This is a genomic window from Microbacterium sp. EST19A (assembly GCF_019969685.1).
Taxonomy (GTDB): Bacteria; Actinomycetota; Actinomycetes; order Actinomycetales; family Microbacteriaceae; genus Microbacterium.
In genome coordinates this window covers 1,489,205-1,502,609 of the sequence record NZ_JAHXYZ010000001.1, presented here as the reverse complement: position 1 = coordinate 1,502,609, position 13,405 = coordinate 1,489,205, and the positions used below count along the sequence as shown (strand labels likewise).

Sequence of the window (13,405 nt, the reverse complement as noted above, 5' to 3'; positions counted from 1 at the left end):
CATCCGGCATCCGGCGAGATCCGGATGCCGGGAACGGATGCCGTTCCGCGCTCTTCCGCGCGGCCCCGCCGCACGGCATCCTGGACGGATGCCCCTGTCCGCGAGCGAGCTGCACCGGCGCGGCGTCGAAGCGGCGAACGCGCGAAGGTTCACGCAGGCGCGGCGCGCGCTCGACGCGGCATCCGCCCGCACCGACGATCCTGATCTGCGTGCGCGCATCGACGGGACCGCGGCGTACGTGCTCGCCCAGACCGGGGAGCCGGCCGCGGCGGAGCAGCTGTGTCGTGCGGCGCTCGCCCGGTCGGGTCTCGGCGCCGAGACGATCACGGTGCTCAGCGGCCAGCTCGGCACCCTGCTCATGCACGGCGGGCGGTTGGACGAGGCCGAGACGATGCTCACGCAGGCGATCGACACGTTCACGGAGATCGGCGTGGAGTCGGTCGAGCTCGCGAACTGCCTGATGAACCGTTCGGTGATGCGGATGCAGCGGCACGAGCTCGATGCCTGCACCACGGACCTGCGTCGTGCGGTCGCCGTGTACGAGGCGACGGGCGACGAGGAACCGCTCGCCGAGGCCCGGCACAACCTCGGCTACGCGGCGCTGCTCGGCGGCGACCTCGTCACCGCGCTCACTCTGATGACCCGCTCGCGCCCGACGCTCGCGGCGACCAGCGACCTCGCCGCAGCGATCAGCGACCTGGACCGCGCCGAGGTTCTGCGCGATGCGGGACTGACCACCGAGGCCGAGGCACTGCTCAGCCGGGTCGCTCGGGAGTTCGGAGCGCAGCGCATGCGGCAGGCTCGTGGGGAAGCGGAGTTCCATCTCTCTCGATCGCTGCTGCGTCATGATCCGCCGGCTGCCGAGCGGGCCGCACGCACCGCCGCCCGCCGCTTCCGCTCGCTCGACAACGCCGCCTGGGCGGCCCGTGCCGACGCGGTGCGGCTGGAGGCGCAGCAGCGCGCCCGACCGCAGCGCGCCATCGCCTCGACGGAGTTCGCCCGCACCGCCGCTGCGCTCGAGCGCAGCGGGTTCCGCACCGAGGCCGCGGGGCTCCGGCTCAGTGCGCGAAGAGACGGGACCGGACGGATGCCGCGGGTCGACCCCGCGGCTCCGACGCCGCTGCGCCTCCGCGCTCAGGAGGTGCGTGCGGCTCGGGCCTCCGCCGCGGGTCGTCCCCGCGATGCCCTGCGCGCCGCGGCCGACGGACTCGATCTGCTCACCGCGTGGCAGCGATCGTTCGGCGCGCTCGACCTGCAGGCGTCGGTCGCGATGCACGGCAGCGACCTGATGTTCGCCGGGCTCTCCGCGGCGGCTCACCTCGGCGATCCCGAGATCCTCTTCGAGTGGTCGGAGCGTGCCCGGCATTTGAGCCAGCAGGTCGCGCCGGTGCGGCCACCGCACGACGCCGCTCTCGCGGAGGATCTGGCGGAGCTGCGGATGCTGCGCGCCGAACTGGCCGGCCAGGACTGGACGACCGACGCCCGGGTGCGCGGCCTGCGCGACCGCGTGCGCGAGCGGCAATGGGCGTCGACGGGGTCGGGCGGCACCCGCGACCGTCTCGGACTGGCCGGGGTGACGTCGTCGCTCTCGGCGGACATCGCGGTTCTCGCCTACGTGTTCACCGGCACCGCGCTGCACGCCGTCGTGGTGACGGCATCCGGTGCGACGATCGTGGGTTTGTCGTGGCCGCGGGTGCGCTCGGCGCTGGATGGGCTCCGCGCCGACCTCGACATGGCCGCGCTCACGCGCGGCGGCGTGATGGGGGCGGTGACCGAGCGCGCGCTCACCTCTCGGTTGCAGGCTCTCGACGAGGAGCTCGTCCTCCCCGTTCGGCGGGCCGCGCCGGGTGCGGAGCAACTCGTGATCACGGTGCCCGGCGCCCTCGGCGGAGTCCCCTGGGCGATGCTGCCGGGCATGGTCGGCACGCCGTTCACCCTCGCGACCTCGGTGTCGCGCTGGCTGGCCGTGCACAATTCAGGAAGAACGCGCGTTCCGACCCCGCAATCCGCCCCGACCGAGGGGATCGGGGCGGATCTTGCTGAGTTACGAACGCTCGAACGCGGTGACGGTTCGCCGCGCGCCGGGTTCACCGCAGGGCCGAGGGTGCCACGCGCCGACGAAGAGGTGCGCCTCGCGGCCGCTGCCTGGACCCGCAGCGACCACGAGCCGCAGACACTCGACGGGACCGCCGCGACGGTCGCCGCGGTGACCGCCCTCGCCGCCGCGGTCGACGTGCTGCACATCGCCGCACACGGACGGCATGCGGTGGACAACCCGCTGTTCTCCGGCTTCGAGCTGACCGACGGCACGCTCTTCGGCTACGACGTCGATCTCATCCCACAGGTCCCGGCGACCGTGATCCTCTCGGCGTGCGAGCTCGGCCGCTCGTCGGTCCGCTGGGGCGAAGAGGCGCTCGGGATGACGCGGGTGTGGTTGCACGCCGGCGCGGACTGCGTGATCGCCGCGCCGGTCGCGGTGCCCGACGACGACGCGTGCGAGCTGCTGAGCGCGGTGCACACCGGCCTGGCGCGGGGCGTCTCTCCGGCGGTCGCGCTGGCCGCGGCATCCGAGTCGACCGGCATCCGGGCCCCGTTCCAATGCCACGGGAACGGATTCTGAGACGCTCGCGTATGCCATCGCGCCGCCTGGCCATTCTGCGTCTTCATCAGCGCGACTTAACTGGACGCATGACCTCCACGAAACCTTCCCCCGCTCCCCTTCCCGACTCCTTCACCACCGCGCCGACCGTCGTCCTCGGCGGAACCGGCAAGACCGGTGCCCGCGTCGCCGAACGCTTGCGTGCTGCCGGCAGCCCGGTCCGGCCGGTCGGCCGTCGCACGCCCATCCCGTTCGACTGGGCGGACCGCGATACCTGGGACGCGGCGATCGCCGGTTCCGAGCGCGCCTACGTCGCCTATGCGCCCGACCTCGCCGTCCCTGGCGCACTCGACGATGTGCGGGCCCTCACCGATCGACTGATCACCGGCGGGGTGCAGCGCATCGTGCTGCTCTCCGGGCGCGGTGAACCCGAGGCCGCGGATGCCGAGGACATCGTGATCGCCTCGGGCGTCGAGTGGGGCGTGGTCCGATGCTCGTGGTTCTTCCAGAACTTCACGGAGAGCTACCTGCGCGATCCGCTCGTGCAGGGGGCGCTGCACCTCCCCGCAGGGGGCGTGTCCGAGCCCTTCGTGGATGTCGACGACGTCGCCGACGTGGCCGCCGCGACGCTGATGGATGCGAGCCTCACCGGCCGCGTCCACGAACTCACCGGACCCGAGCTGCTCACGTTCGGCCAGATCACCGAGATCGTCGCCCGCTGCACCGGCCGCACCATCGACTACATCCCGGTGTCCGCCGAGGAGTACGCGCAGGCGGCTCTCGCCGAGGGCGTCCCCGCCGAGGTCGTGACCCTCCTCCGCTACCTGTTCGGCGTCGTGCTCGACGGCCGCAACGAGAGCGTGACCGACGGCGTCGAACGTGCTCTGGGCCGCGCACCGCGTTCGTTCGAGTCCTTCGCTGCGGCATCCGCTGCTGCCGGCCTGTGGAAATGACGGAGCCGTTGACCACCACATTCGACCCGAGGAAGATCAACATGAGCACGAAGGAGAACAACATGTCTGCATCCGGTGATCGTCCAGGAGACGCCCTCCTGGTGATCGACGCACAGAACGGCGTCTTCGCGAATGCCCATGAGCGGGATGCCGTCGTCGCCAGGATCGCGTCCCTCGTCGAGCACGCCCGCACGGCGTCGGTGCCGGTCGTCTGGGTGCAGCACTCCTCAGACGACCTCGTGATCGACAGCGAAGCCTGGCGGATCGTTCCCGAACTCGAGCCTCGCGACGATGAGGCCGTCATCCGCAAGGTGCACGGCGACTCGTTCGAGGACACCGCCCTCGAAGAGGTCCTGACGAAGATCGACGCCGGCCACCTCCTCATCAGCGGCGGCCAGACCGACGCCTGCGTGAGATCGACCCTGCACGGGGGCTTCGCTCGCGGCTACCACGTCACCCTCGTCTCGGACGCGCACACCACAGAGGACCTCAGCGCCTGGGGAGCACCTCCCCCCGAGCAGGTGATCGCGCACACGAACCTCTACTGGGGTTTCCAGACCGCCGCCGGACGCACCGGCAAGGTCGTGCCGGTCGCCGAGGTCGACTTCATCCGTTAGCCACCTGCAGGATGACGAGGCGTTTGGTCGGGCGGGTCTGCGCGACGTAGAGATCGCGCAGACCCGCGTCGCCGGCCGAGCGGATGCCATCCGGGTCGATGATGACGACCGTGTCGAACTCGAGACCGCGCGCGTCGGGAGCGGCGATGACCGTGGCGGCGGTCTCGTCGATCCTTTCCGCCAGGCCGCCGGTGCGTTCCCCGGACGCCACGACGCCGATCAGCTCACCCGGATGCTCGTCGCGGGTTTGCGCGATGACGTCGTCGAGAACCTGATCGATGTCATCCTCCGAGGCGATCACGGTGGCCGGGAGCTCGCCCTGGCGGAGGGAGCGGGAGAGCCGCTGGTCAGGGGCGATGAGCGCCAGCAGGGGTTCGGTGGCCGCCAGGATCTGCTCCGTGGTGCGGTAGTTCACGGTCAGCGTGTGATGAGCGAACCGGTCGCCGACGAAGGGGTCCAGCGCTTCTTCCCACCGCCGGATCGTCGTCGCAGGGCCCGCCTGGGCGAGATCGCCGACGACGGTCATCGATCGCTGCGGACACCGCCGCAGCAGCATCCGCCATTGCATCTCGGTGAGCTGCTGCGCTTCGTCGACGACAATGTGACCGTAGGTGGTCTCCGGCGGGCCGTCGATGAGGGCCCGGGCTTCGTCGAGCAGTGCGAGGTCGGCGCTGCTCCATCCGGTCGCTTCCGCATCGATGTCGACGACGCCGCGGACGGCGTCCTCAGCGCGGAGCCTCGGCCAGACCCGCTCGATGGTCCGGTCCACGCCGGGATCGTCGAGGAGTTCGTCCCTCACCCGATCCCAGCCAATGTCGAGGTCACCGGCGGATGCCGAGCCGTGCGAGGTGCCGGTCTGGACGTGCTCTCCCGCGAACATGCGCTCGAGGTCGATCCCCACCACGTCCTTCAGCTCGGACTCGAATTCGGAGTCCTCCCGCGCCATCTGCTGCTCGAGCTCGTTCACCAGCTCTTCGACGATGTGCTCGAGGAAGCGTTCGCGTGCCGGGTTGTGTCCGATCCCGCCCTGTTGTGCGCTGCGCCGGGCGGCATCGACCACATCTGAGCCAAGCAGCACCGTCCCGTGTGCGGTGCGCAGCGTGAGCGGCATCCCGAGCGGCTGTCGTACCTGCACCCATTGCGCGAGTCGATCGGCGAACTCCGCGCGCCCCTTGAGACGTGCGACGTCGTCGGGCTCGGTCGTCGTCGGCTCGATGCCGACCACATCGGACAGCGTCGCCAGCTGCACGTCGTTCTCCCCGAGCGAGGGCAGCACATCGGAGATGTAACGGAGGAACCGCCGGTTCGGGCCGTACACGAGGACTCCTCGATCGGCGATCGCGGGGAACGCGTAGAGCACGTACGCCGCCCGATGCAGCGCGACGATGGTCTTGCCGGTGCCCGGCCCGCCGTCGACGACCATGACACCGCGATGCGGCGACCGGACGATGTCGTCCTGCTCCTTCTGCAGCGTCGACGCCGCCTCACGCATCCGCCCGGTCCTGGCACCGCTCAAGGCCGAGACGAGCGGGCCGTCGCCGATGACATCACCCTCCGTCGGCTCCGTGCCGTCGAGGATCTCGTCGCTGACCTCGACGACATCTCGATCTTCGAGGCGCAGGTGCCGACGACGGCGCAACCCCAGAGGCGCGGCCGCGGTCGCCGTGTAGAACGGTCGCGCCGCTTCGGACCTCCAGTCCACGAGCAGCGCGTCTCCCTCGGCCGTGCGCAGCCCGATGCGGCCGACGTACAGCGTCTCTCTGTCGACTGCGTCGATGCGGCCGAAGCACAGCCCTCGCTCTGCCGACCGCCACCGGCGGATGTCGTCGGCGACGCGCAAGAGCTCCGCATCCCGCGCGAACAGGTCGCCCGCGCCATCGACGGGCGCGGACTCCGCCCGGGAGCGGGCGGAGAAGCTTCGGCCCAGCTCGGCGTCGAGCCGCGCGTACATCACATCGATCGCCTCCTGCTCCTGTGCGATCTGCTTCGCCTTGCCGGCACCTGCACTCATCTGCATCCCACTCCTCATCCGGCGTCAACTATGCGGGGCGGATCCGTCGAGTACAACGTTGACTTCGTCACGCTCTCGTGGCCTCCACGCACCCTCATCTCCGTCGTCGGGAGATGGGCGCAGGCAACGCTAGCCGCGGGAGTGACCGACCGGATCGTCTTCTCTGAAGTCTCGGCATACCCCCGGCGCACTCATATCCGCGTGCTATCTGACGATTCGATGAAGAGTTTCTCCATTCGATGTATCAGAACGGATGCCGCGCGCTCCTGTCTTTCAGAAGGTGCCAATGCGAAGGACCTCGAAGGTGGAGGTGCGAGGAGGCGCAGTCGATCGGGGACATCCGCTCGCTGGGGAGCGCGGATGCGACACGGACACCCTCTGCTCCGAGTGTGCCGCGGCTGGGAGGCCGCGGCACACTTTCAGGGCCTCGGCGATCTGGGGACGCCGAGGCCCTTCGGGTGCCCGGACCACGCTCGCGACGCTATGCCGTCGCGACCACCGTCCCCTCGTAATCGGGGAGTGCGATCGCCTCGGACTTGTCGAGCATCCGGGCGACGATCTGACGCATCGGCCAGTGATGCATGAGCCGTGCCGAGAGGACGCGCATCCGGAGCATGAGCCGTCCTCGCGGCAGGAAGCCGTCGACGCCGCCGGGAGGCAGCGTGTGCGCGGCCGTGACGTACGGCCGCATGATCTGCTCGTAGCGCCGGAAGGCCGCGGCATGATCGCCGCGGGCACGGCCCAGCTCGCCCGCCAGCACGTACGCGCCGACCAGCGCCAGGCTTGTTCCCATCCCGGTGAGCGGTGACCCGCAGTACCCGGCATCGCCGAGCAGGGCCACGCGGCGGCGGGTCCACTCGTCCATGTGCACCTGGCTGACCGTGTCGAGGTGGAAGTCGTCATCGGCGTCGGCCGCTTTCAGCAGCTCCTCGGAACGCCAGCCCATGCCGGCGAAGACCTCGCGCAGGAGGCGCTTCTGGCTGGCCACGTCGCGCCGATCGACATCGACGCCGGTGTCGGCGAACGCGAGCATCGCCTTCGCCGATCCGTCGCGCTCGGGCCGGAGCCCCAGCATCCTGCCCGGCTCGTTGTACATGTCGAACCACGAGTCGAGCGGGCCCGCGTCGGGGACCGTGCAGTACCCCAGGTATGCGCCGAGATGCACGACGAAGTCGGATTCCGGTCCGAAGGCGAGTGCCCGCACACCGGAGTGGATGCCGTCGGCTCCCACGACCAGGTCGAAGGTGCGCACGAGCCCGCTGCGGAAGGTGACGGTTATGCCCTCCGCATTCTCCGACAGCGCGGTGATGCGGTCATCGAAGATGATCTCGGTGTGGTCTTGGATGAGTTCGTGCAGGATGACCGTGAGGTCGCCCTTCATGATCTCGATCTCGGTCACCGGGCTGCCGTCCCCGACGAAGAGGTCGGCCCGCATCGTGGCGAGTTCGCGGCCCGCGCTGTCGACGTAGCGGAGCCCCTTCTCGTGCACGATTCGGTCGCGCACGCGGGGCATGATGCCCATGCGCTCGGCGACGACCTCACCGAGCCCGCGCAGGTCGACGGCCTGTCCGCCGACGCGGAGATCGGGTGCCTGCTCGACGATCGTGGAGCGGATGCCCTGTCGGTGCAGCCAGTGGGCCAGGGCGGGTCCTGCGATCCCTGCGCCGGAGATGAGTACGCTGTATTCGTTCATGTCGTGCACGCTATCCCAGGCATGTACAGTGTACAAGTGTTCTATTTTTAAGGTGGTGTACTAGTACAGTGCGAGCGACTTCACAGAGCATCGCGACCGAGATCGCCGAGCGGATCTCCTCCGGCGAGCTGGGCCCCGGCGACCGCGTGCCCTCCGCGCGCGGCATCACCACCGAGTGGGGCGTCGCGATCGCCACCGCGACCAAGGCGCTCGCGCAGCTGCAGCAGCAGGGACTCGTCGTGTCCACACCCGGCATCGGGAGCGTGGTCGCCTCGACGACGGCCCCGACGCCTGTGCGCCTGTCGACGGCGACGATCGTCGCGACCGCGGTCGCGATGGCCGATGCCGAGGGCATCGACGCCATCTCGATGCGGCGGATCGCCGCCGAGCTCGGCGTGCCGACGATGTCGCTGTACCGGCACGTCGAGAGCAAGGACGGACTGGTCGTGCTCATGATCGATGCCGTGCTCGGGGAGGATTCCTTCCCCCCGCCGTCGGACGCGGATTGGCGCGCCGATTTGGAGGTGTCGGCCCGGCTGCAGTGGGCGGGTTTCCTGCGGCATCCGTGGCTGGCCCGAGTGATGTCGGTCACGCGGCCGCAGCTCGTGCCGAACGGCTTCCGCTACACCGAATGGTGCCTGCGAGCCCTCTCCCCGCTCGGCCTGAGCATGGAGTCGATGATGCACATCAGCGTGCTCGTCTTCAGCCACGTGAAGGGATTGGCGATCGACATCGCGTCCGAGGCTGAACAACGGCAGGACACCGGTCTCACGGCCGACGAGTACATGACGACGAGGGCGACGGACATCGCTGCGATGATCTCGCCGACCGACCTGCCGATCCTCGCGACCCTCGTGCGGTCCGACGACTTCGACCTCGACATGGACGCCCTGTTCGAGTTCGGCCTCCAGCGGCTGCTCGACGGGATCGAGACCTGGCTGGCAGCGAGCCTTCCGCCTCAGACGAGCAGCACCGCGTAGCCGGCGTCGAAGCCCCGAGGTCGCACCTCGTCGATTGTTGCACCTAGGGTGAAAAGGTCGGTGCACCCCGGACGAATATCCCCTCCAACGTCCACACGTCGAGCGCCGGCATGGAGGTTCCATGTTTTTCTCGCAACTGATGGATCATGCTCGTCGGCACAGAACCTGGTGGAGCGTCGTCAGCGCCCTCCTCGTCACCGCGACGTTCTGCGGCCACTACTCCCTCACCCAGAACGTGGTGAAGCCCGCGCCGGCGTACTCCGCTGAGCCCACGGCGACACCCACGCCCGAGCCCACGCGCACTCCGGAGACCGCCCCGGCGCCCCGGCCCACCTCGACACCCGAGCCGACCGCGGCACCGGAGCCCGCACCTGCCCCCGAGCCGGCTCCGGCTCCGGCACCCGCACCTGAACCGGCGCCGGCACCTGAACCGGCGCCGGCACCTGCACCGGCACCGGCACCCGCACCGGCCCCGACGAACGACGATGCCGCGGCCGCCGCAGAGGTACTGCGCCTGGTCAACGTCGAGCGCGTGGCCGCCGGCTGCGCGGCCGTCACGGTCAACCCCGTCCTCGCCGAGGTCGCACGCGCGCACAGCCAGGACATGGCGGACCAGGCGTACTTCAGTCACACGTCGCTCGATGGGCGCTCGCCCTGGGATCGTCTGGCGGCCGCGGGGTACTCCGCCGGCAGCGGTGAGAACATCGCGGCGGGTCAGGGCACTGCTCAGGCCGTGATGTCGAGCTGGATGAACAGCTCAGGTCACCGCTCCAACATCCTCAACTGCAGCAGCACGACGATGGGAATCGGCATCGGCCACGGAGGCCCCTACGGCATCTACTGGACGCAGGTGTTCGGCCGCTCCTGACGGTCGACGCTCTTCTGAGTAGTCCGTGACGAGGGTCCGGGGCCGTTCGGCCTCGGACCCTCGTCATGAGAAGTCGACACGTCAGGCGACCAGCACCTCGTAGCCGGCGCCGCGGAGAGCGCTGATGGCATCGGCATCCGCTCCGGCATCCGTGATCACGGTGGGGAAGAGATCCGCAGCGCCCACGGCGGCGAAGGCCACGACGCCGAGCTTGCTGCCGTCGGTGACGACCACCGCGCGGCGAGCGCGCTCCGCCATCATCCGGTTCACGGCTGCCTCGCGCTCGTCCTGCGTCGTGGCACCGGCGACGGCATCCATCCCGTTCACGCCGATGAACGCCATGTCCAGCCGGATGCCGCGCAGCAGCTGCTCGACGAACGGCCCGACGAGCTCGTAACTGCGCGAATGGATGACCCCGCCGGTGACGACGACCTTGATGTCGGGTCGGGTGGCGAGCTGAGCGGCGATGTTCACGGCGTTCGTGACGACGGTGATGCCGCCGTTCGCGGCGAGGTCGTCGCGGGCGGCGAGAGCGGCGGCGATCGAGGTGGTGGTGGTGCCGCCCGACAGACCGACGACCATGCCCGGTGCGACGAGAGCGGCGGCCGTCTGGGCGATGCTCTCCTTCTCGTGAGTGCGCAGGTGGCTCTTGTAGCGGATGGGCAGCTCGTAGGCCACGGTCTGCGCGACCGCGCCGCCGTGCGTGCGGGTGAGCAGCCGCTGCTCGGCGAGACTGTCGAGGTCGCGGCGCGTGGTCGCCGCCGATGCCTCGAAGCGGTCGACGAGTTCGTCGATCGTGACCTCTCCCGCTTCGGCGAGGAGGTCGAGGATCGCGTTGAGTCGCGCTGCCCGTTTCATCTCGCCACCGTATCGGCCCCGACGAGAGCGAACAGGCGCAGCATCCGAGCGGCTTCGTCGGCCAGGGCGTCACGGGCCGGCGCGAGGTACTTGCGCGAGTCGACCAGCCGTTCGTCGGCGGCGAGCCTCTCGCGGATAGCCCGGGTGAAGAAGCCGTTGAGGTGCGTCGAGACGTTGACCTTCGTCATGCCCGCCCGCACGGCGTCGGCGATCACCGCATCGGCCACACCGGAGGATCCGTGCAGCACCAGCGGCACCGGGAGCGCGCGGCGCAGCCGGGCGATGAGGTCGAGGTCGAGCGACGCTGTGCGGTCGGTCATCGCGTGCGAGGATCCGACGGCGACGGCCAGCGCATCGACGCCGGTCGCGGCCACGAAGGCCTGCGCCTCGTCGGGGTCGGTGCGCACGCCGGGGGCGTGGGCTCCGTCCTTGCCGCCGACCTCGCCGAGCTCGCCCTCGACGTAGACGCCGGCCGCATGCGCACGCGCGGCGACCTCGGCCGTGAGCGCGACGTTGTCGTCGTAGGGGAGCGCGCCGCCGTCGAACATGACCGAGCCGAATCCGAGCGCGATCGCCTCGTCGACCAACTCGGGACGCTCGGCGTGGTCGAGGTGCACGGCGACAGGCGTCTGCGCCCGACGGGCCAGCGCGAGGGTGGCGAGGGCGATCGGCTCGAGACCGCCGTGGTAGTCGGCGCAGTTCTGGGAGATCTGCAGGATCACCGGCAGCTGCGCGAGCGCCGACGCGCGCACCAGCCCCTCGGCGGTCTCGAGATGGATCACGTTGAACGCGCCGATCCCGGTGCCGGCAGCGGATGCCGCGGAGACGAGTTCGCGGGCGGAGACGAGGGTCACGAGAGGTCCTTTCAGGACGAGACGGGCCGGAACGACGCAGGATCGGGTCGCGAGACGCGGAGCTGCTGCTCGAGCTCGGTCCAGCGCGGGGAGATGTCGCCGGCGAGGGGCATGAGCACGGCGGCGGCCGACCATGCCGTGGCTCGGCGGAGGATGAGCTCGGGGTCGCGGACGCCCTCGGCGTACAGCACCGCGCAGGCGGCGACTCCCGCATCGCCGGCGCCGGTCGGGTTGCCGGCGAGCGGCTCGTCGAGCCGGGCGTGGACGAGGTCGGATGCCGAGACGGCCAGCATCCCGTCGGCTCCGAGCGACAGCAGCACCAGCTCGGCGCCGCGGGCGATCAGCGACCGGGCGCCCTCGACCGGATCCGCGATGCCGGTCGCCTCGGCGAGCTCGGCCGCGTTCGGTTTGAGGACGGTCGCACCGGCATCCGCCGCACGCAGCAGCGCAGGGCCCGAGGTGTCGGCGATCACCGGCACGGCGGCATCCTTCCCGACGGCGATGAGCATGGGCAGCAGCGCATCGGGCGCGCCCGGCGGCAGGCTGCCCGAGATCACGAGGACGCGCGCGCTCGGCAGCCGCTCGACGACCTCGGCGAGGAGCACGGCCCATTCGACGTCGCTCGGGTTCACGCCGCGCTCGTTGATGATCGTCGTGTCGCCGAGGGTCTCGTCGACGAGGGCGATGCTGCGCCGCGTCTCGGCGGCCACCGGAACCAGGGCGTGCGGGACGCCGCTCGCGCCCAGCTCGGCGGCGAACTCCTCGCCGACGCGTCCGCCGCTCGTGGTGACCGCGAGCACCGCGGCGCCCTCGGCATGGGCGACCCGCGCCACGTTGAGCCCCTTGCCTCCCGCGCGGCCGACGCCGGCATCCGCGCGGTGCGTGCCGCCCTCGACAAGCCGGTCGACGCGCCAGGTGAGGTCGAGTGCCGGGTTCGCGGTGACCGTGAGGATCACGTGAGCTCCCGTGCCCGCAGCGCCGCTCCGAGCAGACCCGCGTTGCCGGAGAGCTCGGCGGGAACCAGTACGGGAAGGCGGTGGAAGCTGAGGCGCTCCGCGAGGCGCGTGCGCAGCTCGTCGAAGAGGGCGCCCCCGGCACGGGAGAGCCCGCCGCCGATGACCACGGCCTCGGGTGCGACGACCGCGGTCAGCTGCGCGAGAGACAGGGTGAGGGCGTCGAGCGCGGAGTTCCAGATCTCGCCGGCGACCTCGTCTCCGGCGGCCGCCCGGGCGATGACGTCTTTCGCCCCATCCGGTGTGATGCCGGTGGCGTCGCGGTAGCGGCGCGCGATCGCTCCGGCGGAGGCGACCGCCTCGAGGCAGCCCCGGGCACCGCACGCACAGACGGGGCCGTCGGCGATCGGCGAGTGGCCGATCTCGCCCGCGTAGCCGCCCGCGGTGTACGGGACGCCGCCGACGAGCAGTGCCCCGGCGATCCCCGTGCCGATGACGAGCACGACCGCGTCGGCGTAATCACGGGCCCCACCCAGTCGACGCTCGGCCCAACTGGCCGCGCGGACGTCGTGGTCGAAGGCGACCGGCAGACCGAGACGCGCACTGGACAGGTCGCGCAGCGGAGCGTCGTGCCACCCGAGGTTGCTCGCGAACACGCCGAGGCCGGCATCCGCATCGACGATGCCGGGCACGACGAGGCCGGCGGCCTGCGGGATCACGTCGGGGTGCGCGGCGCGGAGTTCGCCGGCGAGCACCTCCAGACGGTCCATCAGCACGCTCGTGCGGTCTCCGTCGGCCACCGGAGTCGGGCTGCGGCGAAGCCCGAGAACATTGCCCTCGGCGTCGAACAGCGCCGACTTGATGTCGGTGCCGCCCACGTCGAAAGCCAGCACGGGCGCGCCCGCACCCAGGGCGCGCACGGCGGCGAGCTTCTCACCCGCAGCGTCGCGTTCGACGTCGCTTCCGACGACCGAGCGCTCGGATGCCGCGCCGTCAGGCCTGGTCATGGGAGGTTCCGC

At 70.8% G+C, this 13,405-nt stretch carries 11 protein-coding genes; 5 read left to right on the top strand and 6 right to left on the bottom strand.

The features are described 5' to 3' along the window. The first annotated feature begins 88 nt into the window (after window positions 1–88). From LC452_RS07370 to LC452_RS07360, 3 genes are all read left to right on the top strand, one after another. Window positions 89–2,620, top strand: a complete 2,532-nt coding sequence (locus tag LC452_RS07370) for a CHAT domain-containing protein (protein ID WP_223623710.1) — start codon at window positions 89–91, stop codon at window positions 2,618–2,620. A 68-nt stretch (window positions 2,621–2,688) separates the two neighbouring features. Continuing rightward, the gene (locus tag LC452_RS07365) at window positions 2,689–3,552 is read left to right on the top strand and encodes an NmrA family transcriptional regulator (protein ID WP_223623708.1); all 864 of its coding nucleotides are present in this window, start codon (window positions 2,689–2,691) and stop codon (window positions 3,550–3,552) included. A 41-nt stretch (window positions 3,553–3,593) separates the two neighbouring features. Then, window positions 3,594–4,169: an isochorismatase family protein gene (locus LC452_RS07360; RefSeq protein WP_223623706.1), complete on the top strand. Its 576-nt coding sequence runs from the start codon at window positions 3,594–3,596 to the stop codon at window positions 4,167–4,169. On the opposite strand, the gene LC452_RS07355 is transcribed toward LC452_RS07360, so the two are convergent. Together LC452_RS07355 and LC452_RS07350 are read right to left on the bottom strand one after the other, a co-directional pair. Next, a complete protein-coding gene (locus LC452_RS07355; RefSeq protein ID WP_223623704.1) occupies window positions 4,159–6,186 on the bottom strand; it encodes an AAA family ATPase in 2,028 nt (675 codons plus the stop codon). The genes LC452_RS07360 and LC452_RS07355 overlap by 11 nt on opposite strands. Before the next feature lie 475 nt (window positions 6,187–6,661). Further along, window positions 6,662–7,873 carry an FAD-dependent monooxygenase gene (locus tag LC452_RS07350; RefSeq protein WP_223623703.1) on the bottom strand — a complete coding sequence of 404 codons (1,212 nt, stop codon included), beginning with the start codon at window positions 7,871–7,873 and terminating at the stop codon, window positions 6,662–6,664. Window positions 7,874–7,941: 68 nt separating this feature from the next. On the opposite strand from LC452_RS07350, the gene LC452_RS22050 reads away from it, so the two are divergent. Together LC452_RS22050 and LC452_RS07340 are read left to right on the top strand one after the other, a co-directional pair. Further along, on the top strand, window positions 7,942–8,853 hold the full coding sequence (locus LC452_RS22050) for a TetR/AcrR family transcriptional regulator C-terminal domain-containing protein (RefSeq protein ID WP_223623701.1): 912 nt from the start codon (window positions 7,942–7,944) through the stop codon (window positions 8,851–8,853). Between the two features lie 139 nt (window positions 8,854–8,992). After that, complete coding sequence (locus tag LC452_RS07340) at window positions 8,993–9,721, top strand: CAP domain-containing protein (RefSeq protein WP_223623699.1); 729 nt, start codon at window positions 8,993–8,995, stop codon at window positions 9,719–9,721. Between the two features lie 81 nt (window positions 9,722–9,802). On the opposite strand, the gene LC452_RS07335 is transcribed toward LC452_RS07340, so the two are convergent. From LC452_RS07335 to LC452_RS07320, 4 genes are read right to left on the bottom strand one after another with little or no spacing between them, the layout of a single operon-like run. Then, window positions 9,803–10,579 carry a DeoR/GlpR family DNA-binding transcription regulator gene (locus tag LC452_RS07335; protein WP_223623697.1) on the bottom strand — a complete coding sequence of 259 codons (777 nt, stop codon included), beginning with the start codon at window positions 10,577–10,579 and terminating at the stop codon, window positions 9,803–9,805. Then, a complete protein-coding gene (locus tag LC452_RS07330; RefSeq protein ID WP_223623695.1) occupies window positions 10,576–11,433 on the bottom strand; it encodes a class II fructose-bisphosphate aldolase in 858 nt (285 codons plus the stop codon). The genes LC452_RS07335 and LC452_RS07330 overlap by 4 nt, the downstream gene beginning before the upstream one ends. An 11-nt stretch (window positions 11,434–11,444) precedes the next feature. Continuing rightward, complete coding sequence (locus tag LC452_RS07325) at window positions 11,445–12,389, bottom strand: 1-phosphofructokinase family hexose kinase (RefSeq protein WP_223623693.1); 945 nt, start codon at window positions 12,387–12,389, stop codon at window positions 11,445–11,447. Further along, window positions 12,386–13,393 (bottom strand): ROK family protein, encoded by a 1,008-nt coding sequence (locus LC452_RS07320; protein ID WP_223623691.1) that lies wholly within the window; start codon window positions 13,391–13,393, stop codon window positions 12,386–12,388. Before LC452_RS07320 ends, LC452_RS07325 begins: the two co-directional genes overlap by 4 nt. Between the last annotated feature and the right edge of the window lie 12 nt (window positions 13,394–13,405).

Bases quoted from the DNA above. Each gene is read 5' to 3' on its own strand.
- LC452_RS07355 (WP_223623704.1), bottom strand. From the start codon at position 6,186: ATGCAGATGAGTGCAGGTGCCGGCAAGGCGAAGCAGATCGCACAGGAG.
- LC452_RS07365 (WP_223623708.1), top strand. From the start codon at position 2,689: ATGACCTCCACGAAACCTTCCCCCGCTCCCCTTCCCGACTCCTTCACC.
- LC452_RS07350 (WP_223623703.1), bottom strand. From the start codon at position 7,873: ATGAACGAATACAGCGTACTCATCTCCGGCGCAGGGATCGCAGGACCC.
- LC452_RS07340 (WP_223623699.1), top strand. From the start codon at position 8,993: ATGGATCATGCTCGTCGGCACAGAACCTGGTGGAGCGTCGTCAGCGCC.
- LC452_RS07320 (WP_223623691.1), bottom strand. From the start codon at position 13,393: ATGACCAGGCCTGACGGCGCGGCATCCGAGCGCTCGGTCGTCGGAAGC.
- LC452_RS07370 (WP_223623710.1), top strand. From the start codon at position 89: ATGCCCCTGTCCGCGAGCGAGCTGCACCGGCGCGGCGTCGAAGCGGCG.
- LC452_RS07360 (WP_223623706.1), top strand. From the start codon at position 3,594: ATGAGCACGAAGGAGAACAACATGTCTGCATCCGGTGATCGTCCAGGA.
- LC452_RS07335 (WP_223623697.1), bottom strand. From the start codon at position 10,579: ATGAAACGGGCAGCGCGACTCAACGCGATCCTCGACCTCCTCGCCGAA.